The sequence below is a fragment of the Stenotrophomonas sp. YJH_SMC_4 genome (genome assembly GCF_059371575.1).
In genome coordinates this window covers 1-26336 of sequence record NZ_JCAFUR010000027.1, presented here as the reverse complement: position 1 = coordinate 26336, position 26336 = coordinate 1, and the positions used below count along the sequence as shown (strand labels likewise).

Genomic DNA, 26336 nt, shown 5'->3' with positions numbered 1-26336 from the left:
ACGATGGAACTGCGTCCGGAGCAGCTGGCCAGCCAGGGCGCTGACACCCCGCTGGCGCCGGTCTACCTGATTGCCGGCCCGGAAACCCTGCGCGTGCTTGAGGCGGCCGACGCCATCCGTGCACGCGCACGCGCCGCCGGCATCGCCGAGCGGGAAGTGTTCGACGCCGATGGCCGTGATTTCGACTGGAACCAGCTCGACGCCAGCTTCAACGCGCCCAGCCTGTTCAGTGCCTGCCGCCTGGTCGAGGTGCGCCTGCCCAGCGGCAAGCCGGGCAAGGACGGGGCCGAGGTGATCAGCCAGTTCTGCGCCAACCCGGCGCCGGACGTGGTGCTGATGATTACCGCCAGCGAATGGAGCAAGGCCCACCAGGGCAAGTGGGCCGAGGCAGTCAATCGCATCGGCGTGCTGTCGGTGGCGTGGGCGATCAAGCCGCACGAACTGCCGGACTGGATCGAGCGCCGCCTGCGTGGCAAGGGCCTGCGTGCCGATCCGGCCGCCGTGCAGCGCCTGGCCGAGCGGGTCGAGGGCAACCTGCTGGCCGCTGCGCAGGAAATCGACAAGCTGGCGTTGCTGGCCGACGGCCAGCCGCTGGACGTGGAACGGATGGAATCGCTGGTGGCCGACGCCGCCCGCTATGACGTTTTCCGGCTGCTGGAAGCCACGTTCTCCGGCCAGCCGCCGGCGGTGCTGCGCATGCTGGCGGGCCTGCGCGGCGAAGGCGAGGCGGTGGCCGCACTGATGCCAATGGTGATCCGCGAGCTGTTGGCTGGTGCCGGCCTGGCCCGGGTACAGGCGCGTGGCGGCAATCTGGCCGCCGAAATGAAATCGCGCGGCATCTGGGAATCGCGGCAAGCGCCCTACAAGCGTGCGCTGCAGCGGCACCCCGAGGGCAAGCGCTGGGAGCGTTTCGTGGCCGAGGCCGGACTGGTCGACCGCATCGCCAAGGGGCGCGCCGACGGTGATGCCTGGCTGGCGCTGGAGCGCCTGCTGGTGGCCGTGGCCGAACCGCGTGCCGTGCGCCTGCTGGCGCGGGCCTGAGTGATGAGCCTGCGGATCTATTACGGGGGCACCTTCGATCCGGTGCACCTCGGGCACCTCGCCATCGCGCGTGCTGCCCGTGACGAACTGCAGGTCGCTGTGCGCATGCTGCCAGCGGCTGATCCGCCGCATCGCGCGGTGCCGGGCGCAACCGCTGACCAGCGCTTCACCATGCTCTCGCTGGCCATCGGCGATGAGCCAGGCCTGCTGCTGGACCATCGTGAACTGGACCGCGCCATACGCTTTCCCGGCCGCCCGTCCTATACCGTCGACACCCTGCGCGAACTGCGCGGCGAGTTGGGCCCCAGCCGGCCATTGGCCTGGCTGGTCGGGGCCGACAGCCTGCTGGGCCTGACCCGCTGGCATGAATGGGAGGCACTGTTCGGGCTGGCCCATTTCGTGGTGGCCGAGCGCCCGGGCAGTCCCCTTCAGGCCTCGGTGGATGGCGAACTTGGCCGCGCCCTGGAAGGGCGCTGGGCCGACAACGAGCAGGCCCTGTTCGCCAGTCCGGCCGGGCGCATCCTGCGCCTGCATCATCCGCTGCGCGAGGAATCGGCCAGTGCCGTGCGTGCGCAGATCGCCGCCGGCGGCCCCTGGCGGGCGTTGCTGCCGCCGGCCGTGGCCGACTATGTGGCCGCCCATGGCCTGTACCGCTCCCCTACGCCGTGAATGCCGCCGCCCCGGCTTGCCCGTATAATCGCCCCCACGTTTATCGAGTCGATCCACTTTGAGCAACCAGACCCAGCCCCAGACCATCAAGGTCGATCTGCCCAGCCCGCCGCCGTCCGTGCCGGAACTGCTGGCCAGCGTCCGCCAAGCCACCGAAGACCTGAAGGCCAAGGACCTGGTCGAGATCGATGTGCGCGGCCGGTCCAGCGTTGCCGACTACATGATCGTCGTTTCGGGCACCTCGACCCGCCACGTCAAGTCGATCGCCGATGAAGTCGTGCGCTTTGCCAAGAATCTCGACGTGATGCCGCTGGGTGTTGAAGGCGAGCGCGAAGCCGAGTGGGTGCTGGTCGACCTGGGCGACGTGATCGTGCATGTGATGCTGCCGCGCGTGCGTGAGTTCTATGCCCTGGAGCGCCTGTGGACCGTTGGCGACCAGCCGCCGTCCAGCGACGACGAAGTGGCCTGAGCCGCACGTTGATGCATCCCTTCGACGGCGCCGATGGCGCCGTCGACGTTTTGGAGGACCGTTGATGAAAGCCCGCCTGATTGCTACCGGCGAACGCGCACCCAGCTGGGTTGCGCAGGGCTTCGCCGAGTACCAGAAGCGGCTGTCGCACTGGCTGCCGTTCGAGCTGGTGGAAATCGAGCCCGGCCTGCGCGGCAAGGGCCGCGATGCGCGCCGCGCCACCGAAGACGAAGGCAGGCGCGTGATCGCCGCACTGCCGAAGAATGCCTATGTGGTGGCGCTGGATGTGCCGGGCCGCCAGCTCAGTTCCGAACAGCTGGCGCAGCGGCTGGAGCATTGGCGTGGGCAGGGCAGGGACCTTGCCTTCCTGATCGGTGGCCCGGAAGGGCATTCGCCGGAAGTTTCCGCGCTGGCCGACGAAAAGTGGTCGATTGGACCATTGACGCTGCCGCACATGCTGGTACGCCTGGTGGTGGCCGAGCAGTTGTACCGGGCCGCCGCAATGATTGCGAATCACCCCTACCATCGCGCGTGAAGAGTGGTTATACTAGTCGTCTGCCCGAATAGCTCAGCCGGTTAGAGCACTTGACTGTTAATCAGGGGGTCGTTGGTTCGAGTCCAACTTCGGGCGCCACCTTGAAGAGACCTGCATCGCAAGATGCAGGTCTTTTTTTTGCGTTGTTGTAGAGCCGAGCCCGCGCTCGACTCTACAGTGCCAGCTCACCTCTGGAGAACGCCACCAGCGTAGCGATGGCCACCACCAGAATGGCGCCGAACAACACCCATTCCCAACGCGTGAATACCTGCTCACCGCGTTGCAGCCGGGTCAGTGCGAACACCACCACGCCGGGCACATACAGCAGCACCGACAGCAGCAGGTTGTCGAGGCCTCCTGCATACACCAGCCACAACGCGTAGGCACTGGCCAGCAGCGCCACCGCGAAATCACGCCAGCGCACGCCCGGTTCACCCGCATAGGCGTCCCCGCGCCACGCCAGCTGCACGCCGAACGCGGTGGACAGGAAGTAGGGCACCAGGCTCATCGAGGCCGCCAGCAGCACCAGGCCCGTGTAGCTGCCGGAGTTGACCAGCACCAGCAGCAGGAACAGCTGGATCAAGCCATTGCTCAGCCACAGCGCGTTGGCGGGCACGCCGCGCGCATTCTCGCGTCCCAGGAAGGCCGGCATGGTGCCGTCGCCTGCAGCGGCGTACAGCACTTCGGCACACAGCAGCACCCAGGCCAGCAGCGCGCCGAGTACCGAAATGATCGAGCCGACGATGATCACCGTCGCGCCCCACTCGCCGACGATGGCGCGCAGCACGTAAGCCATCGACGGATTGGGCAACCCCGCCAGTTCGGCCTGCGACAGCACGCCCATCGACAGCAGGCTGACCAGCACCAGCAGCAGCCAGACGCCGAGGAAGCCGATCACCGTGGCGCGGCCGACATCGGCGCGACGGGCCGCACGCCGCGAGTAGATGCTGGCACCTTCGATGCCGATGAATACCCACACGGTCACCAGCATCATGCCGCGCAGCTGCTGGCCGAGATCGCCGAGTGCGGGCGCGCCCAGGAAATCGGCGCGGAACACATCCATGCGGAAGGCACCGGCGGCCAGGATCAGGAACAACGTGATAGGCAGCAGCTTGGCCACCGTTACCAGGCCGTTGACGATGGCGGCGGTGCGCAGGCCGCGCAGCACCAGCAGGTGCACGGTCCAGAGAAGTAGCGACGAAGCGGCCACGGCGGCCGGGGTATTGCCTTCACCGAAGACCGGCATGAAGTGGCCGAGGCCACTGAAGATCAGCACGAAGAAGCTGGCGTTGCCGAGCACCGAGGCAACCCAGTAGCCCCACGCGGCGGAGAAGCCGATGTAGTTGCCGAAGCCTTCGCGCGCGTATGCGTAGATGCCGGTATCGAGATCCGGCCGGCGGTTGGCCAGGGCCTGGAACACGAAGGCCAGCATCAGCATGCCGGCGCCGCTGACCGCCCAGCCGAGCAGCGCCGCCGCCGGACCGGCGCTGCGCGCCACGTTCTGCGGCAATGAAAAGATGCCGGCACCGACCATCGAGCCGACCACCAGTGCGGTCAACGCGGGCAGCCCGAGGCGTTGTGATGTCGCGGCCATGATGTCCCCTGCGGCGCTGATGCCGCTGACCCACGGTAGCGGTGGGCCCGTGAACATGCACGCAAGGGGCCGCAACGACGAAGGCCCGGGCAGGTGCCCGGGCCTTCGACGGTGGTGCGTTGAGCGGTATTACTTGAAGGTGTACTTGGCGCCGACAGTGAAGTAACGGCCGATGGCGCCGCTGAAGTGCAGCGGGTTGTAATTGACACCGCCGTAGGTGGACGGATCCAGCGGCGCGATGCGATCGAACACGTTCTGCACCGAGGCGTTCAGCTCGAAGGCTTCAGTGATGTTCCAGCGGCCCGACAGGTCGAAGGTGGTGAACGAGGAGATCTTCTTGACGTCCGTACCGTCTGCATACGCGAAGAGGTAGGAGCCGTTCGGACCACGGAAGTCCTTGTTGTCCATCTTCGAGATGTAGTTGGCAACGCCGCTGACGCTCCACGGACCCTGCCTCCAGGTGGTGCCGAAGTTGATGCGGTCCTTTGGCGTGCCGATGCAGTTGGTCACGTCGCAGTTGCCGTGGGTACCGGCGTAGTCGACAGTCACGTCGGCATCGGTGCGCTCGAACTTGAGCACATGGCTCCACTGCAGGTCCATCTCCAGCTGACCTGGGCCGATATCGAAGGTCTGGCGGATATCGGTATCGATACCCCGGACCCGGGTCGATGCGGCATTGATGTACTGCGTGTTGACCGCCAGGATGCTGCCGGTACCGGGTACGCCATTTAGCAGGTTGTTGTCACGCAACACGTTGCCGGCGGCAATGGCTTCGGAGGTGCTGCCCTGGGCGATTTCGTTGGTGCGCTTGATCTGCCAGGCATCGATGGTCAGCGAAGTCGTGGACGTGGGCTGCAGGACGATACCCACCGAATAGCTCTTGGACTCTTCCGGTTTCAGGTCCTTGTTCGGGCGGGTGATGATGGCGACCGGCAGAGCGCCACAGTCGTCGTCGTTTGCACCTGGTGCCGGATTGCCGCCCGGGCAACGCACGGGGTCGGACGCATTGGAGAATGCTGCCAGACCACCATCGCCGTTCTCGGCGGGGTTCGGTGCACGGAAGCCTTCCGCATAACTGCCGCGCAGTGCGATCCAATCGGCCGGCGTCCACTTGATGCCGATCTTCGGCGTGGCCTTGCCTTCACCGCTCTCGTACTTGTCGTAGCGCACCGCACCGGACAGTTCCAGGGTTTCCAGCACCGGTGCGGACAGCTCGACGTAACCGGCGTACACGTTCTGGGTGCCGTCGTAGGCCGAGTAGCCCAGGCCGATGATCTGGCCCTGGTCGGTGTAGGTCTGCGGGGTCAGGCTGTTGCTGGTCTTGCGCCATTCAGTACCCAGCGCCAGGCCCAGCGGGCCACCCTTCAGGTCCATCAGGCTGCGCGACACGGTGAAGTCGAACATGTCCAGGCTCGACTTCGCACGTGCGCTGATATCCGGCGAAATGAAGTCGTACAAGGCCTGCGAGTTCATACCGGCATTGTCACCGATGCGCCAAACACCACCAGCGCAGTTTGGGTTGGCCAGTGCACAACGTACATTGTCGTAGTTGAGGAAGCCGGTGCGCTTGTTGACCAGGTCGGTGCCGGAGTGCAGATACGCGGTGTCGTAGCTCCAGTCGCCCCAGTTGCCCTTGACGCCGACCAGGAAGCGGGTGAACTCGTTGGTGTTGTTGGTTACACGCGGACCGACATCCCAGGCCGAATAGCGCAGGCGCGAGGCCTGGCCCGGAATCGGATTATCTGGATGGTTCGGTCCCAGCACCGTAGCGCCGTCGCCACTGTTGGCGTTGACCGGGCCACCCGGATAGCCCCAGCCGCCTGAAACGCCAGACGGGGTGTTGCTGAAGGTGGTTTCCTTCTTTGAGTAGCCGATTTCGGTGTAGATCTCACCACCTTCACCAAAGGCGAAGCTGGCACGTCCAAACACGTTGACGTACTTCTCTTCCGGGGTGAGATCGCGATACAGCTGGTTCGGATCCCACAAGCAGCCCTGCGCCTGCGCGGATGCCTCTGTCTGGCCCGGAATCGTGGTAAGACCAGCACAACCGGGCAAAGCGACCAGGAAGGCCGGATTCTCTTCGGTCACATTGCGATCGTCGTACACCGAACCGTTCGGACCAACACCGCCGCGGGTCTTTCCACTGAGGAAAGCGCCGCCGAGGAACTGGGCGTTGTTGCCATAGCCCCACGGGCGGGTATCGCCGGTACCGATCCACTTGCGGTTCTTGCGATCGCTGATCTTGATCGCGTCGGTCTTTGCGACATCCAGGCTGAAGAAGGCATTCCAGCCGTCGGTGGCCAGATCGCCGGTACCGGCGGTCAGGGTCGCCTTCTTCGCGTCGCCATCGCTGTCGCCGGACAGGCCGTAGGAACCGCGAAGGATCGCGCCCTGGAAATCACTGCGCAGGATGATGTTGACCACGCCGGCGATGGCATCGGAGCCATAGATCGCCGAGGCGCCGTCCTTCAGCACTTCCACGCGTTCAACGGCGTCGAGGGGGATGGTGCTCAGGTCGGTGAAGACCTTCTGGCCGTCATCGGCCAGGCCGTAGGTGGCCATGCGGCGGCCGTTCAACAGGACCAGGGTCGAGCCCGCGCCCAGGCCGCGCAGGGAGATGCCGGCGCCACCGCCGGCAAAGCCGTTGCCGAAGGTCTTCGGGATCGAGCCGGAACCATCGGCGGTCAGTGTCTGCAGGTATTCGGCGACCGTGGTCTTGCCGGTGCGGTCGATTTCCTGGCGGGTCACCACCTGCACCGGGGACGGTGTTTCGGTGTTGGTGCGCGGAATGTTCGAACCGGTAACCGTGATGCGGTCCAGGTTGGTGGCCTTCTCCTGCGCGAAGGCGGAGGTGGAAGCCACGGCGCCAACCAGCAGCAATGTGCCGCCGGTAAGGATGTGGGTGATGGACGATGCCAGGGTGCAGCGGCGGCGGCTGGCGGGCCGTTGGATCAGGTGTTTCACAGCTTCTCTCCTAACTGGAAAACCGTAGCGTTGAGGGCTGTCTCCGGAGTGTCCGGGACGGGCCAATCTAGGTTTCCGACGGGTGACGAAGTCGTGAAATTTTGCTTAATCCGTAACGTTTGAACTGGAACTTTGCCGAGTTTGGCAGTTCGGTCCCGAAGGCCGGTCCGACAGGCGGTCGGACCGGCCCGGGTCGTCAGTCCGGCAACGAGAACTGCACCGGCACCAAACCGATGGCCGGTACCGCTACACCATCACGCTGGGCCGGTTCAAAGCGCCAGCGCTTGAGCACCTGTTGGCGTGCAGCCTGGTCCAGGTGGCGGGAGCCACTGCTGCGCTCGATGCTGACCGCGACCGGCTGGCCGCCGCTGTCGACCTCCACCCGCAGCAGCACCGTGCCCTGCTCATGGTTGCGCAGTGCGGCGACCGGATAGCCCGGTGGCGGGGCACTGCGGTATTGCAGCTGGGCGCCGGCCAGCGGTGCATGGGTGTCGATGCGCGGCGCGAGTTGCGGCGGGGCCGGTTCGGCGGCCGGCAGCGTGATGCCCTGCGTTTCCTCCACGGTCGCGGTTGGGGCCGGCAGTGGCGGTGTCGCCGGCTGTGCCTGCGGTTTCGGCACGACCCGGGCAACTTCCTTCGGTTCCTGCAGCACCGGTGGGGGCGGCGTTGGCGGGATCTTCTCGATCAGCCTGACCGTGGTCTTGTCACGCGGGACCTGCACGGCCTGGTAGGTCGCCGGGATCAGCAGCAGCAGGAACGCGAGCAGGTGCAGGGCGATGGCCGCGCTCCAGGCGGCAACGCGGGCGGGGTCGAAGTGCGGGGATGCAACGGGATACGTACGAACCATGGTCCACCTCCATGCCAGTGACGAAGTCCTCAACGCACCAGGGCCCGTGGCGGGGTTGCCGCACGCGGCTGGCAGCCAATCATTAACGCCAGGCCCCGGCCACTGCCTAGAGGCAGGGGCAGGATCGTTGGGCTGGCCTTCAGCCAGCCGCCCCGGCCCATGAAAAAGGCGGGCCCCTGCGGGACCCGCCTCCGTCTACCGGAACGGATGGGATCAGCGACCCAGCTCGAACACCACGTCCAGGTTGACCGAGACAGTGGATTCGCCCGGGGCGACCGGCGTGGCCTTGTCCATCGCCGCGCCGGCGGCCATGGTCCGCATCATCGGCATCGGGCGGTAACCACCCCCGGCATTCTCGGAGATGCTGACGATGCGGCGCACCTGAAGGCCGAGCGACTTGGCATAGGTCTGGGCGCGGGCCTGGGCCTTCTTCAGCGCGGCCAGGCGCGCTTCGTCATAGACCGGTTCCGGCTGGTCGATCTCGAAGCTGGGGCCGTTGATCTGGTTGGCGCCCTGAGCGGCCAGCGCGTCCAGCACCTTGCCGAGCTTGGCGATGTCACGGACCTTCAGGCTGACCGTGTTGCTGGCCTGGTAGCCGGTGATCTTCGGCGCTTCGTTGTCGGCATAGCGGTACTGCGGGTTGAGGCTGACGCCGCTAGTCTGCACGTCGCGCTCGGCGATGCCGGCGGCCTTGATCGCGGCCAGTACCTTGTCCATCTGCTGGGCGTTCTGGCGCATGGCGCTGTTGCCATCGGCGGCCTGGGTGACCACGCCGGCCGACAGGGTGGCCACGTCCGGTACGCGGGTGGCTTCGGCATTGGCCGAGATGTTCAGCAGCGTGCCTTCGGCCGCGGCGGCGATCGACGGCGACGACGGGGCGGCATGGGCAGTCATCGAGGTTCCAAGGGCGAGGGACAGGGCAAGCAGTAGCGGGGTGGCGGTCAGGCGCATGGAGAACTCCTTGTTGTGCCGTTGAGGGTGGTGTCGTAGCGATGAACGCGCTGTGAGCCCGTTCGGGGTTCAACGCGTTCCGGGACGGGTTGCCGACGATTCAGGTGGCGGCCTCAGGTTATGCTGTGCCGATGCTCTATCTTGCTTCCCGCTCCCCCCGACGCAACCAGTTGCTGGCCCGACTCGGACGCCCCTTCCAGGCCCTGGACCTGGAGGTCGTCGAGCAGCGCGCGCCCGCTGAAAGCGCCGAACAGTATGTGTGCCGGGTCGCCGCCGACAAGGCACGCGCCGGCCTGGCCCGGGTGCTGGCCAACGATCCGCAGGCGCGGGTGCTCGGCTCGGACACCGAGGTGGTGCTGGACGGCGAGGTCTTCGGCAAGCCGGCCGACGCCGCCGGCGCACGCGCGATGCTGGCGCGCCTGGCCGGGCGCACCCACCAGGTGATGACTGCGGTGGTGGTGGTCGGCGCCGACGGGCTGGACAGCGAACTGGTCATTTCCGAAGTGACCTTCGCCCCGATCGCCGCCGCCGACATCGCCGCCTATGTCGCCACCGGCGAGCCGTTGGACAAGGCCGGGGCCTACGCCATCCAGGGCGGGGCCGAGCGCTGGATCGAACATCTTTCCGGCAGCTACTCCGGCGTCATGGGGCTGCCATTGCTGCATACCGATCGTCTGCTGGCGCGCTGTGGCGTGCCGGCCCCCACTGCCGATGCCGCCAGGGAGGCTGCCGATGTCTGAGGAAATCCTGGTCAATGTGACCCCGCGCGAGACCCGGGTCGCGGTGATCGAGAACGGCATGCTGCAGGAACTGCACATCGAGCGCGGTTGGCGCCGGGGTGTGGTCGGCAACATCTACAAGGGCAAGGTGCAGCGGGTCATGCCCGGCATGCAGGCGGCGTTCGTCGAGGTAGGCCTGGAGCGCGCCGCGTTCCTGCACGCCAACGACGTGGTGCGCCCGGCCCCGGTGGCCAGTGCAGACACCGAGAACACGACCCTGCCGCCGCCGGCCAGCGTGCCCATCGTCGAGCTGCTGCGTGACGGCCAGGACATCGTGGTGCAGGTGGTGAAGGACCCGATCGGCACCAAGGGCGCACGCCTGACCACCCAGATCAGCATTCCGTCGCGCTACATGGTGCTGCTGCCGCAATCCAAGGTGGTGGGGGTGTCCGCGCGCATCGAGGATGAAGCCGAGCGCGCCCGCCTGAAGGCCCTGGTGACCGAGCTGTCTGCGCAGCATGGCGGCTACGGCTACATCGTGCGTACCAATGCCGAGGGCCAACCGGCCGAGGCCATCGCCGAGGACATCGCTTACCTGTCGCGGGTCTGGAACGTGGTCGAGCGCCGCGGCCGCGAAGCGGCCTCGTGCAGCAACATCTATGAAGACCTGAGCCTGCCGCTGCGTTCGGTGCGCGACCTGATCCGCAAGGACGTGGACAAGGTGAAGGTGGACTCGAAGGAAACCTTCGCGCAGCTGCAGGCGTTCGTCGCCAAGTACATGCCGGTGCTGGCCGAGAAGCTGGAACTGTATTCAGGCGATCGCCCGATCTTCGACATGTTCGGGGTGGAGGACGAGATCGGCCGTGCGCTGGACAAGCAGGTGCCGCTGAAATCCGGTGGTTACCTGGTGATCGACCAGACCGAGGCGATGACCACCATCGACGTCAATACCGGTTCGTTCCTCGGCCAGCGCAACCTGGAAGAGACGGTGTTCCGCACCAACCTGGAAGCGGCACAGGCGGTGGCCCGCCAGCTGCGCCTGCGCAACCTGGGCGGCATCATCATCATCGACTTCATCGACATGGACGATGCCGAGCATCGCCGCCAGGTGCTGCGCACCCTGGAAAAGGCGCTGGCCCGCGACCATGCCAAGACCACGGTGTACGACTTCTCGCCGCTGGGGCTGGTGGAGATGACGCGCAAGCGCACGGTGGAAAGCCTGGAGCGCCAGCTGTCGGAAACGTGCCCGCAGTGCAGTGGCCGTGGCAGCATCAAGACCACCGAAACGGTGACCTACGAGATCTTCCGCGAGATCACCCGTGCCGTGCGCCAGTTCGATGCCGCACGCCTGCTGGTGATCGCCTCGACCAAGGTGGTCGCGCGCATCACCGACGAGGAATCCTCGGCGGTGGCCGAGCTGGAGGAATTCCTCGGCAAGAGCATCCGCTTCCAGGCGGACGAGCAGTACCTGCAGGAGCAATTCGATGTCGTTCTGCTCTGATCCTCGCCGGCCGCAGGCCGGCGGTGGCCGATGAGCGCGCCGCCGCGCCTGCGACTGCGAAGGATCCGCCGTCATTTCATTGCCGCCTGCGCGGTGGGCCTGGTCGGGCTGGCACTGCTGGTGGGTACCCTCAGCCAGCTGCTGCCGCTGGCCGAGCGTCACCCCGACAGGATTGCCGCCTGGCTGAGTGAGCGTGCCGGCCAGCCGGTGCATTTCGACCAGCTGCAGACGGCCTGGACCCGGCGTGGTCCGCTGCTGCAGCTGAAGGGCCTGCGCATCGGCGCCGGTCAGGGCCTGGCCATCGGCGAGGCCGAAGTGCTGGTGTCAATGTACAGCGGGATGCTGCCTGGTCGCTCGCTGACCGAGCTGCGCCTGCGTGGCCTGGCACTGGACCTGCAGCAGGACAAGGACGGCCGCTGGTCGGTGCGTGGCCTGCCGAAGTCAGACACGGGCGGTGACCCGCTCGACGCGCTGCGCCGGCTGGGCGAGCTGCAGGTGATCGATGGCCGCTTGGGTGTGCATGCACCGGGACTGGGTATCGATACCACCCTGCCGCGTATCGATCTGCGCCTGCGCGTCAATGGCGACCGCCTGCGTGTGGGCGTGCGTGCCTGGGCGCAGACCGATGCCCTGCCGCTGACCGCAGTGCTGGACGTGGACCGCGCGCGCGGCAACGGGCAGGCCTGGCTGGGTGCCGATCCTGTTGATTTCCATGCCTGGTCGCCGTTGCTGGCAGCTGGTGGCGTGCGCCTGCGCGAAGGCAAGGGTGAGCTGAACCTGTGGCTGACCCTGCGCGACTTCGCGCCGGTGGCGCTGACCACCGATTCGGACCTGCGTGACGTGCGCGTCGACGGTGCACCGATGCCCGACGTGGCAACGCCGCGGTTGCAGCTGCAGCGCTTGCAGGCGCGCCTGCGCTGGCAGCGCCAGGCCGATGGTTGGGCGCTGCAGGTACCGCGCCTTCGTTTGAAGACCGAAGACGGCGAACAACAGCTCGATGGCCTGCAGTTGCAGGTTGGCAGGCAGCTGCGGGTGAGTTCCGGCGAAGTACAGGCCGGTACGGCGCTGCGTGCGCTGGCGCTGAGTGATCGCCTCGAGGCAGGCCTGCGCCATTGGTTGTTCCTGTCCAAACCGCAGCTGGATGTGCGAGAGCTGCAACTGGCCGGCGAGCGTGATGGCCCGTTGCGGGCACAGGGCGAGCTGCAGTCGCTGGGCTTTGCCAGCGTTGGCAATTCTCCGGGTCTGCGCGGCCTGGGGGGACATTTCGAGGGCGACGCCGATGGCTTCAGCCTGCAGCTGCAACCGCAACGGCAGCTGCAGTTCGATTGGCCCACCGGCTTTGGCGTGCGGCATGACCTGCACCTGGCGGGCCAAGTGGTGGGCTGGCGTGACGAGGGCGGTGGCTGGCGTATCGGCACTGCGGCGATGCGCGTGGAAGGCACCGACTACGCGGCCGATGTGCGCGGTGGTGTCTGGTTCCAGGGCGACGGCACGCGGCCCTGGCTGCAGTTGGCGGCCAAGCTGGACGATGTGCCGATGACGGCGGCCAAGCGCTTCTGGATCCACTCCAAGATGAGCAAGGGCGCCACCGACTGGCTGGACATGGCGCTGGCCGGCGGCCAGGTGCGCAATGGCATCGGCCTGGTCAGCGGTGACCTGGACGACTGGCCGTTCGACAACAACGATGGCCGTTTCGAGGCCACCGGCCATATCACCAACGGCGACATCCGCTTCCAGCACGACTGGCCGCTGATGCGCCAGGTCGACGCCGATATCGCCTTCATCGGCCCCGGCTTCGACATGCATGGGCGCGGGGACCTGGCCGGTGTAGCGGTGCAGAAATTCGAGGCGGGCATCCAGGACTTCGGGCAGCAGCCGCTGTACGTGCGTGCCGATGCGCAGAGCGAGGCCGGCAGACTGCTGGCAATGCTGCGGCAGAGCCCATTGCACAAGGACTATGGCGACACCCTGGACAACCTCACGGCTGCGGGCCCGGCGCATGTGACCTTCGACCTGCTGCAGCCGCTGCACCACGATGAAGGCGGCGGTCACCTGCAGGGCACGGTCGACCTCAATGGTGTGAAACTGGTGGACAAGCGCTTCCAGCTGGCCTTCGACAACATGCATGGGCAGGCGCGCTACAGCAATGGCGGCTTCGGTGCCGAGGAACTGGCGGTGCGCCACCTCGGCCAGGACGGCCGCCTGAGCCTGCGTGCCGGCGGCTACGTGCACGACAGCAGGCTGGCGTTCGAGTCGCAGCTGACGGCCAACCTCGACGCCGGTGTGCTGATTGACCGCGCCCCGGAAATGGCGTGGCTCAAGCCCTATATCGCGGGTAACTCGCCCTGGACCATCGCGGTCAACCTGCCCAAAGTCGCACCGGGAGCGCCCGCACCGCCCAGCGAACTGCGCCTGAGTTCGGATCTGGTGGGAACCCGCCTGGACTTGCCGGCACCGCTGGACAAGCCGGCCACCGAGCCGCTGGCGACCACGGTGGCCGCGCAGCTGCCGATGGGCGCTGGTCGCATCGATGTGGCCTTTGGCCAGCGTCTGGCCCTGGCCGCGCGCAGCCACAACAACCGCACCGGTGTGCAGGTCACCCTGGGCAGCGACCATGCCAATCGCGAGCCGCCGCCCAGCGGACTGTCCGTCAATGGCCGCAGCCCGACTCTGGATGCGCTGGAGTGGATCAGTCTGGCCCGTGGTGGCAACGACGATGACGGCATGCCGCTGCGTGCAGTGGACGTGCAGGTCGGCAAGCTGATGCTGATCGGCGGCGTCTTCGAGCAGACCCGGTTGCAGCTGCAGCCGGGACCGCAGGCGCTGGACGTGCGCCTGGATGGACCTTCGCTGGCCGGTCGCCTGATCGTACCCAACGCCGAAGGAGGCACCATCAGTGGCCGACTCGACCGTGTGCACTGGCAGTCGCTGCCGCCGGCGCCGGGCGCGGCCGCGCCAGCCCGGGTGCAGGCCGGCGCCAACGACATGGACCCGGCCAAGCTGCCGCCGTTCGCGCTGGACATCGCCGACCTGAAGTTCGGCAAGGTGGTGCTGGGCCAGGCGGTGCTGCGTACGCGGCCGCTGGCCAATGGCCTGAACGTGGACGAGCTGCGCTTCCGCGCGCCCGACCAGGAAATCGACATCAGCGGTCGCTGGCTGGGTCGCACCGGTGGTGCCCGCACCGAGCTGACCGCGCAGGTGCGCAGCGAGGACCTGGGCGGCCTGATGCAGAACCTCGACTACGGCGGCCAGCTGCGTGGCGGCTCTGGCCAGGCGCAGCTGCAGGCCTCCTGGAGCGGGGGGCCGTCGGACTTCCAGCTGGCCAATCTGCAGGGCAGCCTTGATCTGCACGCGCGTAATGGCCAGCTGCTGGAGCTGGAGCCGGGCGCTGGCCGTGTGCTGGGCCTGCTCAGCGTGACCCAGCTGCCGCGGCGCCTGATGTTCGACTTCCGCGACTTCTTCTCCAAGGGCTTCGCGTTCAACCAGGTCGACGGCAGCGTGCAGTTCGGGCAGGGCATGGCCCGCACCGACAAGGTACTGATCGAGGGCCCGGCGGCGAACATCACCATCCGCGGCCAGGCCGACCTGCGCAACCAGCGGTTCGACCAGACCATCGATGTCAACCCGCGCGCCGGCAACCTGCTGACGGTGGTCGGCGCGGTGGCCGGTGGCCCGGTGGGCGCGGCGCTCGGCGCGGCCACCAATGCGGTACTGTCCAAACCGCTCGGCGAGATCGGCGCCCGCACCTACAAGGTGACCGGTCCATGGAAGGAGCCGAAGGTGGAAGTGATCGAACGCAGCCGCGACAAGACCCCGCCAGCGCCCGCGCCGCGCCCGGCCCCGGCCGTTCCGCCGCCCGTTACCGACCTGCCACGCTCACGCTGAGCGTGGACCTCCTGTTCACGGGGCTTGCCTGAGCGCCCCAGCACCCCCAGATCGAGAACCATGACTGATATCGCCCTGACGCTTGCCCAAGATCGCCTGCTGCGCCCCGGCGGGCTGGATACCGATGGCCTGGAGCGCACCTTCGGCCAGCTGCTCGGCCCCGGTGTGGACTTCGGCGACCTCTATTTCCAGCACGCCCGCCGCGAGAGCTGGAGCGTGGAAGACGGCATCGTCAAGGACGGTGCCCATTCCATCGAGCAAGGCGTGGGCGTACGGGCGATGTCCGGCGAGAAGACCGGATTCGCCTACTCCGACGACATCCATGCCGACGCGCTGCTGGCCGCGGCGCAGTCGGCGCGTGCGATTTCGCGCGAGGGTGGCGCGCAGTCCGGGCGCTCGCTGCTGCGCGGCAATTCACGCGCGCTGTATCCGGCGCTGGATCCCATCGATGGCGTCGGCAACGAGGCAAAGGTCGAGGTGCTGAAGCGCCTGGACGGCTACCTGCGTGCCGCCGACCCGCGCGTGAAGCAGGTGATGGTGAGCCTGTCCGGCGGCGTGGACACGGTGCTCATCGCGCGCAGCGACGGCGTGCTGGGCGCTGACGTGCGCCCGCTGGTGCGCCTGAACGTGCAGGTGATCGTCGAACACAACGGCCGCCGCGAGTCGGGCTATGCCGGTGGCGGTGGCCGCTATGGCTACGGGGAACTGTTCGCTGATGGCCGCCCGGAAGCGTTTGCGCGCGAGGCCCTGCGCCAGGCGCTGGTGAACCTGGACGCCGTGCCGGCGCCGGCCGGCGTGATGCCGGTGGTACTGGGACCTGGCTGGCCCGGCGTGCTGCTGCATGAAGCGGTCGGCCACGGCCTGGAAGGCGACTTCAACCGCAAAGGCACCAGCGTGTACGCCGGCCGCATCGGCGAACGCGTGGCGGCACCGGGCGTGACCATCGTCGACGATGGAACCCTGGACGGGCGTCGCGGTTCGCTCAACATCGACGACGAAGGCCACCCGAGCCAGTGCACCACGCTGATCGAGGACGGCATCCTGGTCGGCTACATGCAGGACAGCCTCAACGCACGCCTGATGGGCATGGCACCGACCGGCAACGGGCGTCGCGAATCGTTCGCGCACCTGACCATGCCGCGCATGACCAATACCTACATGCGCGCCGGCCAGCACGACCCGCAGGAAATGATCCGCTCGGTGAAGAAGGGCCTGTATGCAGTGAACTTCGGCGGCGGCCAGGTCGACATCACCAGCGGCAAGTACGTGTTCTCGGCCACCGAGGCCTACCTGATCGAGGATGGCCGCATCACCGCGCCGGTGAAGGGGGCGACCCTGATCGGCAACGGTCCGGAAACCATGCAGAAGGTGCGGATGGTCGGCAACGACCTGGCCCTGGACGAGGGCGTGGGTATCTGTGGCAAGGACGGGCAGAGCGTGCCGGTGGGTGTCGGCCAGCCGTCGCTGTTGATCGAGGGCATCACCGTCGGCGGTACTCAGGCCTGAGCCGGGCGATGGCCAGCGCCACCGCCCGCTCCAGCGCGGGCTCAGTCCTCGTCGGCCTCGTCGGCTTCGACGTGGCCAGCGTCTTCGGCGCTGGCCTTCAGGCCGAGCGCCGCCGGCAGCATCAGTGCGCGCAGCACCTGGTAGATCTCGCGATAGGCACGCGGCGGCTTGTTCTTCGCCTTCTCGGCCTGCGCATTGCGCACCAGCGTGCGCAGTTGCTGGCGGTCGGCCTGCGGGTAATCGTCCAGCAGGGCGGCCAGCGCCTTGTCACCTTCGGCCAGCAGGCGCTCGCGCCAGTCTTCCACGCGGTGCATCATCGCCACTTCGCGGCGGCCGGTTTCGCTGTTGGCATCCAGCGCATCGCGGATCGCATCCAGCGTGGCTTCTTCTTCGCGGCGCATGTGCTTGGCCAGGAACGCCAGCTGGCGCTTGTGGGCGATGTGCGCGGTGATGCGCTTGCACTCGGCGATGTGCGGCAGCAGGTCTTCCGGGATCGGCAGGCGCGCCAGCTGGGCCGGTGTCAGCGACACCAGTTTTTCGCCCAGGGCCAGGACGTCGAGCGCGTCGCGCCGGTTCTGGCTGCGGCTCTTGTCGTGGAATTCACCGGTTTCTTCGTCGCGTCCGCGCATCGTCCATACCTGATTTCAAAAAAAGTCGCCCGGCGTGATGCCGGGCCCAACCCGTACAGGATAAAGCATTGAACGTGATCGCCCCTGAAGCCGCCGTCGGCGACGACAGCCCGGCCCGGCTGGAACGGCTGGCCGACCTCTCCCAGCAGCTGCTCGACCGCGCCCGCGCGCTGGGCGCCAGCCAGGCTGAAGTCAGCTGCAGCGAAGACCGCGGGCTGGAGGTGAATGTCCGCCTCGGCGAGGTCGAAACCGTGCAGTCCACCCGCGACCGCGGCATCGCCGTCACTGTGTATTTCGGCCAACGCAAGGGCAGCGCCAGCACCGGCGACCTGAACGAGGCCAGCCTGGCGGCCACGGTCGAGCAGGCCTGCGCCATCGCCCGGCATACCGAAGATGACGCGGCCGCCGGTCTGGCCGAGGCGGCGCTGATGGCCACCCACTTCCCGGACCTGGACGGCTGGCACCCGTGGGCGCTGCAGGCCGACGAGGCGGTGGACCTGGCCCTGGCTTGCGAAGCCGCAGGCCGTGAGGCCGATGCGCAGATCCGCAATTCCGACGGCGCCTCGGTGTCGAGCATGCAGAGCCTGTCGGTCTATGCCAATTCGCATGGTTTCATCGGCCGTGAGCGCGGCACCCACCATTCGGTCGGTTGTGCGCTGATCGCCGGGCAGGGCGATGGCATGCAGCGTGACGGCTGGTACACCAGTGCGCTGGCTCGCGAGGACCTGGAGGACGTCGACCTGGTCGGACGTCGTGCCGCCGAGCGCACTGTCGCCCGCCTGCAGCCACGATCGCTGGCCACCGGCAGCATGCCGGTGCTGTTCGCCCCGGAAGTGGCGCGCAGCCTGGTCGGGCACCTGCTGTCGGCGGTGTCCGGCGGTGCTCTATATCGCCAGGCCAGCTTCCTGCTGGACAGCGTTGGCCAACGCCTGTTCCCGGAATGGATGCAGATCGAGGAGCTGCCGCACCTGCGCCGTGGCCTGCGCTCGGCCGCCTTCGACGGCGACGGCGTGGCCACCCGGGCCTCGGCTCTGGTCCGCGACGGCGTGCTGCAGCGCTATGTGCTGGGCAGCTACTCGGCACGCAAGCTGGGCCTGCAGACCACTGCCAATGCCGGTGGCGTGCACAACCTGCAGTTGGCCGCCAATGCCGGCCCGCTGCACGACATCGCCCGGCAGATGGGCGATGGCCTGCTGGTGACCGAGCTGATGGGGCAGGGCGTGAACGGCGTGACCGGCGACTATTCGCGTGGCGCGGGTGGCTTCCGGGTCGAGAACGGCGAGATCCAGTACCCGGTGGACGGCATCACCATCGCCGGCAACCTGCGCGAGATGTTCAGCAGCATCGAGGCGGTCGGCAGCGACGTCGATCCCCGTTCGCACATCCGGACCGGTTCGATCCTGTTGGGGCGGATGACCATCGCAGGTAATGATTGATGCCGTCGATGGCGTAAGCTATGCCCGCCTGACGCAATCAGCTGGGTGCTGGTTGGTCAAGACCACCCAATGAAAAGGAGTTTTGTCGTGAGTGAATTCGATAACGTCCCGCCGCCGCCACCGGCCACCGCCGACGTTCCGGCCGACCAGCGCACCATGGCCCTGGCCGCGCACCTGCTGGGCATTTTCACCGGCTTCATCGGCGCGCTGATCATCTGGCTGATCAACAAGGACGATGCTGGCAAGGCCTTCGTGACCGACCAGGCCAAGGAAGCCCTGAACTTCCAGATCACCGTGACCATCGCCATGGTCATCAGCATGATCCTCACCATCGTGATCATCGGCGTGTTCCTGGCCCCGATCGTCGGCATCATCAGCCTGGTGTTCAGCATCATCGCTGCGGTCAAGGCCAACAACGGCGAAGCCTACCGCTACCCGTTCGCGCTGCGCCTGATCAAGTAAGATCGTCCGCACGCGGAACTGAAAACGCCCGGCACTGCCGGGCGTTTTCGTGTGCGGGGAATGCCGGGCCGCGTGCAGCGATCAGTGATCGCGTTCCACCGCCAGCGTCGCCAGCGCGCGCAGCGCGTCGGCTTCCTCGCCATACCCGGCCAGGATCGACTGCATGCGCGCTGCGAGCTCGTGCAGCTGGGCCTTTGCGCCGTCCATGCCAAGCAGGGCGGGGAAGGTGCTCTTGTCCTGCGCCTGGTCCTTGCCGGCAGTCTTGCCCAGCTGTTCGGAACTGGCTTCGACATCGAGGATGTCATCGCGGACCTGGAAGGCCAGGCCGAGTGCATCGGCGAAACTGTCGAGCTGGGCCAACTGCGGTTCGTGGGCCTGGCCGCACAGCGCGCCCATGCGCACTGCCGCGCGGATCAGCGCGCCGGTCTTCAGCGCGTGCATGCGGGTCAGCGCCGCCAGCGTCTGCTGCTGGCCGGTGGCATCGATGTCCAGCGCCTGGCCGCCACACATGCCGGACGCGCCTGAGGCGTGGGCCAGGGTCTGCAGGCAGGCCACGCGCAACGTGGCCGGCAGCGGCGCATCGGCCAGCAGGCCGAAGGCGCGGGTCTGCAGGGCGTCGCCAGCAAGGATCGCGGTGGCTTCGTCGAAGGCGATGTGGGTGGTGGGCTTGCCGCGACGCAGGGCGTCGTCATCCATCGCCGGAAGGTCGTCATGCACCAGCGAATAGGCATGGATCAGCTCGACGGACATGGCCGCCGCATCCAGGCTTTCCGGCTGCGCACCGAACAGGTGACCACTGGCGTAGACCAGCAGGGGCCGCATGCGCTTGCCGCCACCAAGCACCGAATAGCGCATGGCCTGATGCAGGCGCTGCGGCGCCTCGGCAGGCGAGGGCAGGGCGGCATCGAGCTGGCTTTCGATACGGTCGCGCCAGCGCGCGAACAGAACCTCAGCCGTCATGGCTGGGCGGGTCGAAGGGCTCGGAGGCTTCCGGCTGCGCCGGATCACTGAGCAGGCGCACGCGCAGTTCGGCCTGCTCCAGTGCCTGCTGGCACTGGCGGTACAGACCGACACCACGCTCGTAAGCACTGAGCGAAGCTTCCAGGCTCAGCTCGCCGGTTTCCATCTGCTCCACCAGCTGCTCCAGCGATTCGAGCGACTGCTCGAACTGGGCGACGGGGGAGGCGTTTTCGGGGGACTTCTTGGCCATGCGGCAAGTGTGGACGGGCCGCGCGCGGGGGTCAATTCACCAGCCGCCCGGGCGCCACTGCAACTGCGCGTCATGCGCCTGCAACCAGGCCTGCAGCGGTGCGGCGATGACCACGTCGGCGGCGGCCAGCAACTGCGGGCCATCAAAGATCAGCGGCAGCTGCGCGCGTCGCCAGGGGGCGAGGTGCTCGCGTTGCAGGCAGTCCTTCAGCGCGTGCGAATGCTGGCGACCCGGCAGCAGGATGCGCTCGCCGCCCACGCGTGCACGGACCTGCAGTGGCTGTTCGAAAGCGCCGGCGCCCAGCAGGCTCAGCTGGCCGCCGTCGGGCAATGGCAGCGGTGCACGGCCATCCCACACGGCCTGCCAGTCGAGGGGCAGCGAGGGCAGCCGGGCCGGCAGCAGATAGGCGTGGTCGCGCCATTGCTGGATCACGTGCTGCTGCCAGCGCACACGCGCCTGGCGGTCGGTGTCGGCTGGCAACAGCTCCTCCAGCGCCTGCTGCAATACCGAGGCCGGCAACGGTGCCGCATCATGGCCCAGCACCCACGCGCGCAGCACGCGTGCTGCGCGGCGCGGCGACATCTGGCGCAGCAGTTCCAGTGACAGCACGCGCGGTGCCACTTCCAGATGCGCGATCAGCTCGGCGTCTTCCTCGTCCAGCAGTTCGCGGGTCTGCCGGCAATGCGTCGCGCTGCCCGCCAATGCTGCAGCCGCATGCGGCCAGCGCTGGCGCAGCAACGGCAACACCTGCAGGCGCAGGAAGTTGCGATCGGCGTGGTCTTCCGCGTTGCTGGGGTCTTCGATCCAGCGCAGCGCGTGCTGGCGCGCGTAGTCGAGCAGTGCACTGCGTGGTACCGCCAGCAGCGGGCGCCACAAGGGATGTTCGCCAAGGCGGCTGTGCGTGGACATCGCCGCCAGGCCATCGACGCCAGAAGCGCGCAGGGCGCGCAACAGGAAGGTCTCGGCCTGGTCGTCCTGGTGCTGCGCCAGTGCCAGCGTTTCGCCTTCGCGTAGCTCAGCCGCGAACGCGGCACGTCGTGCCTGTCGCGCGGCACCTTCGGTGCCCAGGCCTGTGCCGTTCTCGACCTGCACGCGGTGCACGGCCAGCTCAATGCCCCAGGCGTCGCATTGCTGCTGGCAGTGCAGCACCCAGTCATCCGCATCGGGCTGCAGGCCGTGATGCACGTGCACCGCGCGCAGGGCGGTGCCGGAAGTCTGCGCGCAGCGCCACAGCCAGTGCAGCAGCACGGTGGAGTCGACGCCACCGCTGTAGCCCACCAGCAGCGGCGCATCCAGCGGAACGAGGGCAGGGAAGGCAGTCACGGTGGCAAGTATAGGGTGGGGTTTACTTGGCAGGGCTGCGCCCTGCACCCGCTACGAGCCAGAGCAACAGCAACAGCAACAGCAACAGCAACAGCAACAGCAACAGCAACAGCAACAGCAACAGCAGAAGCTGGTTTCCTGAGGGTAGGCGCGGTGGGTCCGGTTGCGGGGGCCGCTGCAAGTACGTCCATGTAAGCTCGGTCGCCGCATCCATGCGGCTCACGCCCCCGCAACCGGACCCACCCCGCCTTCGACAGTTTCCTGCGAACTGTCGGAATTGCTCTTGGGGTCAGATCCGTTTTCCTGCGGAAAACGGATCTGACCCCGATTTATTTCGATATTTGACAGATTTCATCCACGCAGGGCGTGGATGGTCCAACCGTCATCGGAAATCTGTCGGGGTGGGGCGGTGTGGGTGGGCAGGACCGTTGGCGCCATGGATGGCGCCATCGAGCCCCCATGGACGGGTTTACGGCGTGTCCTGACCACCCATACCGCCCCGCCCAACTCACAGAAAACCAGAGCCGCTTTTGATCTTGATTTGGCTTCGGCTTCGGCAGGTGCAGGGCGCAGCCCTGCCGAAAACCCTACTTCACCCGACGACCCGAACGGTCGATGCGGAACCACTCTCCGCCTTCCATCGGCGTGTGGCCATCGGCATCCGGCGTACCACGACGGCAACCATTGCAGACCTCGGCCACGCCGTCCTGGAACGGCCATGCGAAATCGAAGGTGCCGGGCACCACCTGGCGGAACGTCAGGTCGAAGTAGCCCACGCGGTTGCCGACGCGGGCGCGCAGCAGGCCTTCCTGCGGCGTTTCCGGGCCGTTGTCCCAGGTCAGCACCGGCAGGCTGCGGCCCTTGCGGTCGACGTAGTGGAAACCCTGGTCGGCGTACACCACTGCCAGGCCGTGGTCGTCGTAATTCAGGTCCTTCAGCGTGTCGGCGCTGATCTTCGGCCGGTGATCGATCACCTCGCAGTTGGGCAGCGGCCACAACCCGTGTTCGTCGGTCAGCAGCTTGCATGCCGGTGCCTGTGCCGCTGCAGTGGCGCTGACCAGCATGCCAAGCAGGGCCAGCGACCGCGCGAAGCGGCCGCTGGCAGCGTCAGGGCGGGCCTGCCGTGCGATCACTTGGCCTCGGCCTTGCGCTCGAACGCGGTCGGTGCCGGCAGCTGCACCGGCACGCCCTTGTCATCGCAAGTGCCAGCCTGGCACAGGCGCTCGCGCAGGGCCGGGGTGGCCTGCACGATCATGTGATAGATCGCGTTCTGTTCCAGCGTGCCGCGGATCGCCTTGCTGCCCGGGCCGCGTGCCCAGATGCCGACGTCCTCGCCACCGTGCGATTCGGACTTCATCGGCACCAGTGCTTCCTGCATGTAGTCCGGATGCTCGGTGTCGACCTCGCGCAGGTTCGGGCGGCCGTTGGCCGGTTCGAAGCTGCTCGGGTTGTGCGGGTAACGCTTCGGGCCGGCCGGCTGCTGGTTGCTGCTGCCGGTGTGGCCCGGGCCGTTGGCGTAGCTCAGCGTGGTGTACGGCTGGCCGGTGCCGTCCAGCGCGTAGTCCAGCTTGCCGGCGCCGTCTTCGCCGCCCTTGTCCTTCACCTTGCCCAGGATCGGGTTGCCACGTGCCGGGTAGCCGACGAAGTTCAGCGTGTGCGAGTGGTCGGCGGTGACGATGATCAGGGTGTCGTCGGCGGAGGTCAGTTCGTTGGCCACGCGCACTGCGTCGGACAGGGCCACGGTCTCGGTCAGTGCACGGTAGGCATTGCCGCTGTGGTTGGCGTGATCGATGCGCGCGCCTTCGATCATCAGCACGTAGCCTTCCTGGTGCTTCGACAGATTCTTGATCGCTGCGGCAGTCAGTTCGGCCAGGCTCGGCTCGCCGCCCGGATCCTGCGGGCGCTCGTACTCGTAGCGCATGTGGTCCGGCTCGAACAGGCCGAGGATGGCCGGTGCGTTGGCGGCGGCGGCCAGCTGCTTGCTGTTCCACACGTAGGCACCCTGCGGGTGCGCCTGCTGCCATTCCTGCACCAGGCTGCGGCCATCCAGCCGCTGGCCGACCTTGTCGTCGTATTCCGGATCGCGCTCTTCCACGGTGGTGAATTCACCGCGGCCGCCACCGAGGGCGACCAGGGGGCCGCGGCCATAGCGTGAGGTCGACAGCAGCTGCTGGGCGATGTCCTTGCAGCCGGCCGCCTTGGCCGCTTCGGTCAGGTCGGTGTCGTTTTCCCAGTTGCGCTCGGGCGAGTGCGCGTAGGTGGCGGCCGGGGTGGCATGGGTCAGGCGCGCGGTGGAGACCACGCCGGTAGCCAGACCGGCGCTGTCGGCCAGCTGCAGCCAGGTCAGCAGGCCCTTGGACAGGCTGTCGGCACAGTCGGTGCGGCTGCCGGCGCTGACGCCGATCGCACCCATGTGGGTCTTCACGCCGGTGGTGATGGCGGTCATGGTGCCGGCCGAATCGGGCGTCTGCGAATCGGTGTTGTAGGTCTTGCTGAATGCCGTGGCCGGGAAGCGCTCCCAGGACAACAGGTTCTCTTCACCGGAGCCACCCTTCTGCTGGCCCTCGTAGATGCGCGAGGCGGCCACGGTGGTCAGGCTCATGCCGTCGCCGAGGAACAGGATGACGTTCTTGGCCTTGCCGGACATCGCACCGTTGGCGGCGGCCTGGGCGGCGCCACTGCGGTACCACCACTGCGGGGTCTCGCCGGCCGGGTGGGCGACGGGGTCGACGGCGACCTTGAGGCTGGCCGGGGCAGTGGCGGGGGTGGTGCTGGCGCAGGCGCCCAGCAGCAGGGTGGTGGCGCAGGCGGCCAACAGGGAGACGGAACGGCGCATGGACGCGGGGATCTCACAAACTGTAACGGGACGTTCATTATGCCCGCCCTCGCAAGGCACGCCGATGACACACTGATTTGCCGGTCGGGCGGTCGTTCCCCAGCCGTTGATGGGCTATCGTGCCAGCATCCCTTCCTTCCCTCTGGATTGCCTATGAAGCTGGTCTCTGCCTGGCTGCGGATTCCATTCTGGCAGCGCGTGGTCGGTGGCTTCGTGCTCGGCGCGCTGGCCGGCTGGGCGCTCGGCCCGGCCGCGGAAACGTGGTTCGGCCCGCTTGGCGAGCTGTACGTCACCCTGATCAAGATGATCGCCGTGCCGCTGGTGTTCTTCGCGGTCATCAATGCGATCTCCTCGCTGCACGGCCAGAAGTCGGTTGCCGCGCTCAGTGGCCGCACCTTCCTGTGGTTCGTGATCACTGCTGCGTTGGCGGTGTGCGTCGGCCTGGGTGTGGGCGCCGTGCTGCAGCCCGGCGCCGGTGGCCTGCAACTGACGATGGCCAGCAATTACGTGCCGCGCGAAGTGCCCAGCGTGGTGCAGGTGCTGCTGGACGTGGTACCGGCCAATATCTTCTATGCGCTGTCCGGTATCGGCACCAAGGTCAACGCGGCCGGCGAAACCGTGCTGGCCGCCGGCCGTGGCTCGATCCTGCCGGTGATCTTCTTCGCCGGCCTGGTCGGCTTCGCCATCGTCAAGCTCGGCGAGAAGGTGACCGAGGCGCGCAAGCTGGTCGGCCAGATGAGCGACATCATGATCCAGGTGACCCGCTTCGTGCTGGAAGTCACCCCGATCGGCACCTTTGGCCTGATCGCCGGTCTGGTCGGCAGCTACGGGTTCGAGAAGCTGCTGCCGCTGGGGCATTTCGTGCTGGCCCTGTACGTGGCCTGCGCCCTGCACATCGTGGTGGTGTACAGCGCACTGCTGCTGGCGCACGGACTGAACCCGCTGAAGTTCTTCCGTGGTGCGGCGCCGGGCATGCAGGTTGCGTTCGTCAGCTCTTCCAGCTTCGCGGCGATGCCGGTGGCACTGCGTTCGATCACCCACAACCTGGGCGTGAACAAGGATTACGGTTCGTTTGCGGTGCCGCTGGGCGCCAGCATCAAGATGGACGGCTGCGGTGCCATCTACCCGGCGCTGTGCGCGGTGTTCATCGCGCAGTACAGCGGTGTGCCGCTGACCCCTGAACAGTACGTGGTGGTGCTGATCGCTTCGGTGCTGGGCAGCTTCGGTACGGCCGGTGTTCCGGGTACCGCGGTGATCATGGCTACGGTGGTGCTGAGCGCGGCCAACCTGCCGTTGGAGACGATCGGCTACCTGTATGCCATCGACCGCATCCTCGACATGATGCGCACGATGACGAACGTGACCGGCCAGATGCTGGTGCCGGTGATCGTGGCCAAGGAAACCGGGCTGCTCGACCAGGCGGTGTATGACAATCCGTCCAGCAATGTGGGTGTGGACGACCCCGATCCGACGCCGCCACGCGGCTGAGGGTGTGTGGAGACGAAAGGCCCGCCCTGAACGGCGGGCTTTTTGTTTGGGAGCTGGCTGGCGCGGTGGCGGTCATGCCGGGTCTGGTAGAACCACGCCATGCGTGGATGGAGGCGGTGCCGACCAACGGTCGGCACCCACCAAAGGTCAGTACCCACCAAAGGTCAGTACCCACCAAAGGTCAGTACCCACCAAAGGTCAGTACCCACCAAAGGTCAGTACCCACCAAAGGTCAGTACCCACCAAAGGTCAGTACCCACCAAAGGTCAGT

Annotated in this window: 21 protein-coding genes and 1 tRNA gene; 12 read left to right on the top strand and 10 right to left on the bottom strand. The window is 67.3% G+C overall.

The window, feature by feature from the left end; genetic code table 11:
* The first annotated feature begins 3 nt into the window (after nt 1–3).
* The 5 genes from holA (at nt 4) to AC5P9F_RS19505 (ending at nt 2813) form a co-directional block, all read left to right on the top strand.
* A complete protein-coding gene (gene holA / locus AC5P9F_RS19525; protein ID WP_076739797.1) occupies nt 4–1041 on the top strand; it encodes a DNA polymerase III subunit delta in 1038 nt (345 codons plus the stop codon).
* Nucleotides 1042–1710 carry a nicotinate-nucleotide adenylyltransferase gene (gene nadD / locus AC5P9F_RS19520; RefSeq protein WP_005410537.1) on the top strand — a complete coding sequence of 223 codons (669 nt, stop codon included), beginning with the start codon at nt 1042–1044 and terminating at the stop codon, nt 1708–1710. It abuts the gene before it with no gap.
* Between the two features lie 58 nt (nt 1711–1768).
* The gene (gene rsfS / locus AC5P9F_RS19515) at nt 1769–2179 is read left to right on the top strand and encodes a ribosome silencing factor (RefSeq protein WP_005410536.1); all 411 of its coding nucleotides are present in this window, start codon (nt 1769–1771) and stop codon (nt 2177–2179) included.
* A 64-nt stretch (nt 2180–2243) separates the two neighbouring features.
* On the top strand, nt 2244–2714 hold the full coding sequence (gene rlmH, locus AC5P9F_RS19510; RefSeq protein WP_005410535.1) for a 23S rRNA (pseudouridine(1915)-N(3))-methyltransferase RlmH: 471 nt from the start codon (nt 2244–2246) through the stop codon (nt 2712–2714).
* 22 nt (nt 2715–2736) lie between these two features.
* Nucleotides 2737–2813: transfer RNA gene (locus AC5P9F_RS19505), tRNA-Asn, on the top strand.
* Between the two features lie 73 nt (nt 2814–2886).
* Here the strand turns inward: AC5P9F_RS19505 and AC5P9F_RS19500 are convergent.
* The 4 genes from AC5P9F_RS19500 to AC5P9F_RS19485 all read right to left on the bottom strand — a co-directional run bounded on the left by AC5P9F_RS19500 (nt 2887) and on the right by AC5P9F_RS19485 (nt 9070).
* Complete coding sequence (locus AC5P9F_RS19500; RefSeq protein WP_012480928.1) at nt 2887–4308, bottom strand: basic amino acid/polyamine antiporter; 1422 nt, start codon at nt 4306–4308, stop codon at nt 2887–2889.
* A gap of 129 nt (nt 4309–4437) precedes the next feature.
* A complete protein-coding gene (locus tag AC5P9F_RS19495; protein WP_043034741.1) occupies nt 4438–7272 on the bottom strand; it encodes a TonB-dependent receptor in 2835 nt (944 codons plus the stop codon).
* Nucleotides 7273–7468: 196 nt separating this feature from the next.
* Nucleotides 7469–8119 carry an energy transducer TonB gene (locus tag AC5P9F_RS19490; RefSeq protein WP_076739796.1) on the bottom strand — a complete coding sequence of 217 codons (651 nt, stop codon included), beginning with the start codon at nt 8117–8119 and terminating at the stop codon, nt 7469–7471.
* A gap of 213 nt (nt 8120–8332) precedes the next feature.
* A complete protein-coding gene (locus AC5P9F_RS19485) occupies nt 8333–9070 on the bottom strand; it encodes an SIMPL domain-containing protein (RefSeq protein WP_005410531.1) in 738 nt (245 codons plus the stop codon).
* A 131-nt stretch (nt 9071–9201) separates the two neighbouring features.
* On the opposite strand from AC5P9F_RS19485, the gene AC5P9F_RS19480 reads away from it, so the two are divergent.
* From AC5P9F_RS19480 to tldD, 4 genes are read left to right on the top strand one after another with little or no spacing between them, the layout of a single operon-like run.
* Nucleotides 9202–9810 carry a Maf family nucleotide pyrophosphatase gene (locus AC5P9F_RS19480; RefSeq protein ID WP_005410530.1) on the top strand — a complete coding sequence of 203 codons (609 nt, stop codon included), beginning with the start codon at nt 9202–9204 and terminating at the stop codon, nt 9808–9810.
* Nucleotides 9803–11290 carry a ribonuclease G gene (rng, locus tag AC5P9F_RS19475; RefSeq protein WP_005410529.1) on the top strand — a complete coding sequence of 496 codons (1488 nt, stop codon included), beginning with the start codon at nt 9803–9805 and terminating at the stop codon, nt 11288–11290. Before AC5P9F_RS19480 ends, rng begins: the two co-directional genes overlap by 8 nt.
* A gap of 30 nt (nt 11291–11320) precedes the next feature.
* A complete protein-coding gene (locus AC5P9F_RS19470; protein WP_224482007.1) occupies nt 11321–15175 on the top strand; it encodes a YhdP family protein in 3855 nt (1284 codons plus the stop codon).
* A 60-nt stretch (nt 15176–15235) separates the two neighbouring features.
* A complete protein-coding gene (tldD, locus tag AC5P9F_RS19465) occupies nt 15236–16681 on the top strand; it encodes a metalloprotease TldD (protein WP_005410527.1) in 1446 nt (481 codons plus the stop codon).
* Nucleotides 16682–16722: 41 nt separating this feature from the next.
* Here tldD and yjgA read toward each other — a convergent pair whose 3' ends face one another.
* Nucleotides 16723–17310, bottom strand: coding sequence for a ribosome biogenesis factor YjgA (gene yjgA, locus AC5P9F_RS19460; RefSeq protein ID WP_005414121.1), 588 nt, complete (start codon nt 17308–17310; stop codon nt 16723–16725).
* A gap of 68 nt (nt 17311–17378) precedes the next feature.
* Here yjgA and pmbA point away from each other — a divergent pair, with 68 nt between their 5' ends.
* Complete coding sequence (gene pmbA, locus AC5P9F_RS19455) at nt 17379–18746, top strand: metalloprotease PmbA (protein ID WP_005410525.1); 1368 nt, start codon at nt 17379–17381, stop codon at nt 18744–18746.
* An 87-nt stretch (nt 18747–18833) separates the two neighbouring features.
* Complete coding sequence (locus AC5P9F_RS19450; RefSeq protein ID WP_005410524.1) at nt 18834–19208, top strand: DUF4870 domain-containing protein; 375 nt, start codon at nt 18834–18836, stop codon at nt 19206–19208.
* An 81-nt stretch (nt 19209–19289) separates the two neighbouring features.
* Here AC5P9F_RS19450 and AC5P9F_RS19445 read toward each other — a convergent pair whose 3' ends face one another.
* From AC5P9F_RS19445 to AC5P9F_RS19425, 5 genes are all read right to left on the bottom strand, one after another.
* A complete protein-coding gene (locus AC5P9F_RS19445; protein ID WP_005410523.1) occupies nt 19290–20168 on the bottom strand; it encodes a polyprenyl synthetase family protein in 879 nt (292 codons plus the stop codon).
* Entirely contained in the window at nt 20158–20418 is a 261-nt protein-coding gene (locus AC5P9F_RS19440) for an exodeoxyribonuclease VII small subunit (RefSeq protein ID WP_005410522.1), read from the bottom strand. The genes AC5P9F_RS19445 and AC5P9F_RS19440 overlap by 11 nt, the downstream gene beginning before the upstream one ends.
* A gap of 36 nt (nt 20419–20454) precedes the next feature.
* A complete protein-coding gene (tilS, locus tag AC5P9F_RS19435) occupies nt 20455–21741 on the bottom strand; it encodes a tRNA lysidine(34) synthetase TilS (RefSeq protein WP_171974414.1) in 1287 nt (428 codons plus the stop codon).
* Between the two features lie 587 nt (nt 21742–22328).
* Nucleotides 22329–22874, bottom strand: a complete 546-nt coding sequence (locus AC5P9F_RS19430; RefSeq protein ID WP_049433610.1) for a WG repeat-containing protein — start codon at nt 22872–22874, stop codon at nt 22329–22331.
* Nucleotides 22871–24577, bottom strand: a complete 1707-nt coding sequence (locus AC5P9F_RS19425; protein WP_033835316.1) for an alkaline phosphatase — start codon at nt 24575–24577, stop codon at nt 22871–22873. The genes AC5P9F_RS19430 and AC5P9F_RS19425 overlap by 4 nt, the downstream gene beginning before the upstream one ends.
* A 153-nt stretch (nt 24578–24730) precedes the next feature.
* Between AC5P9F_RS19425 and AC5P9F_RS19420 the strand changes: the two genes are divergently transcribed.
* Nucleotides 24731–26065, top strand: coding sequence for a dicarboxylate/amino acid:cation symporter (locus tag AC5P9F_RS19420; protein ID WP_076739792.1), 1335 nt, complete (start codon nt 24731–24733; stop codon nt 26063–26065).
* Nucleotides 26066–26336: the final 271 nt, after the last annotated feature.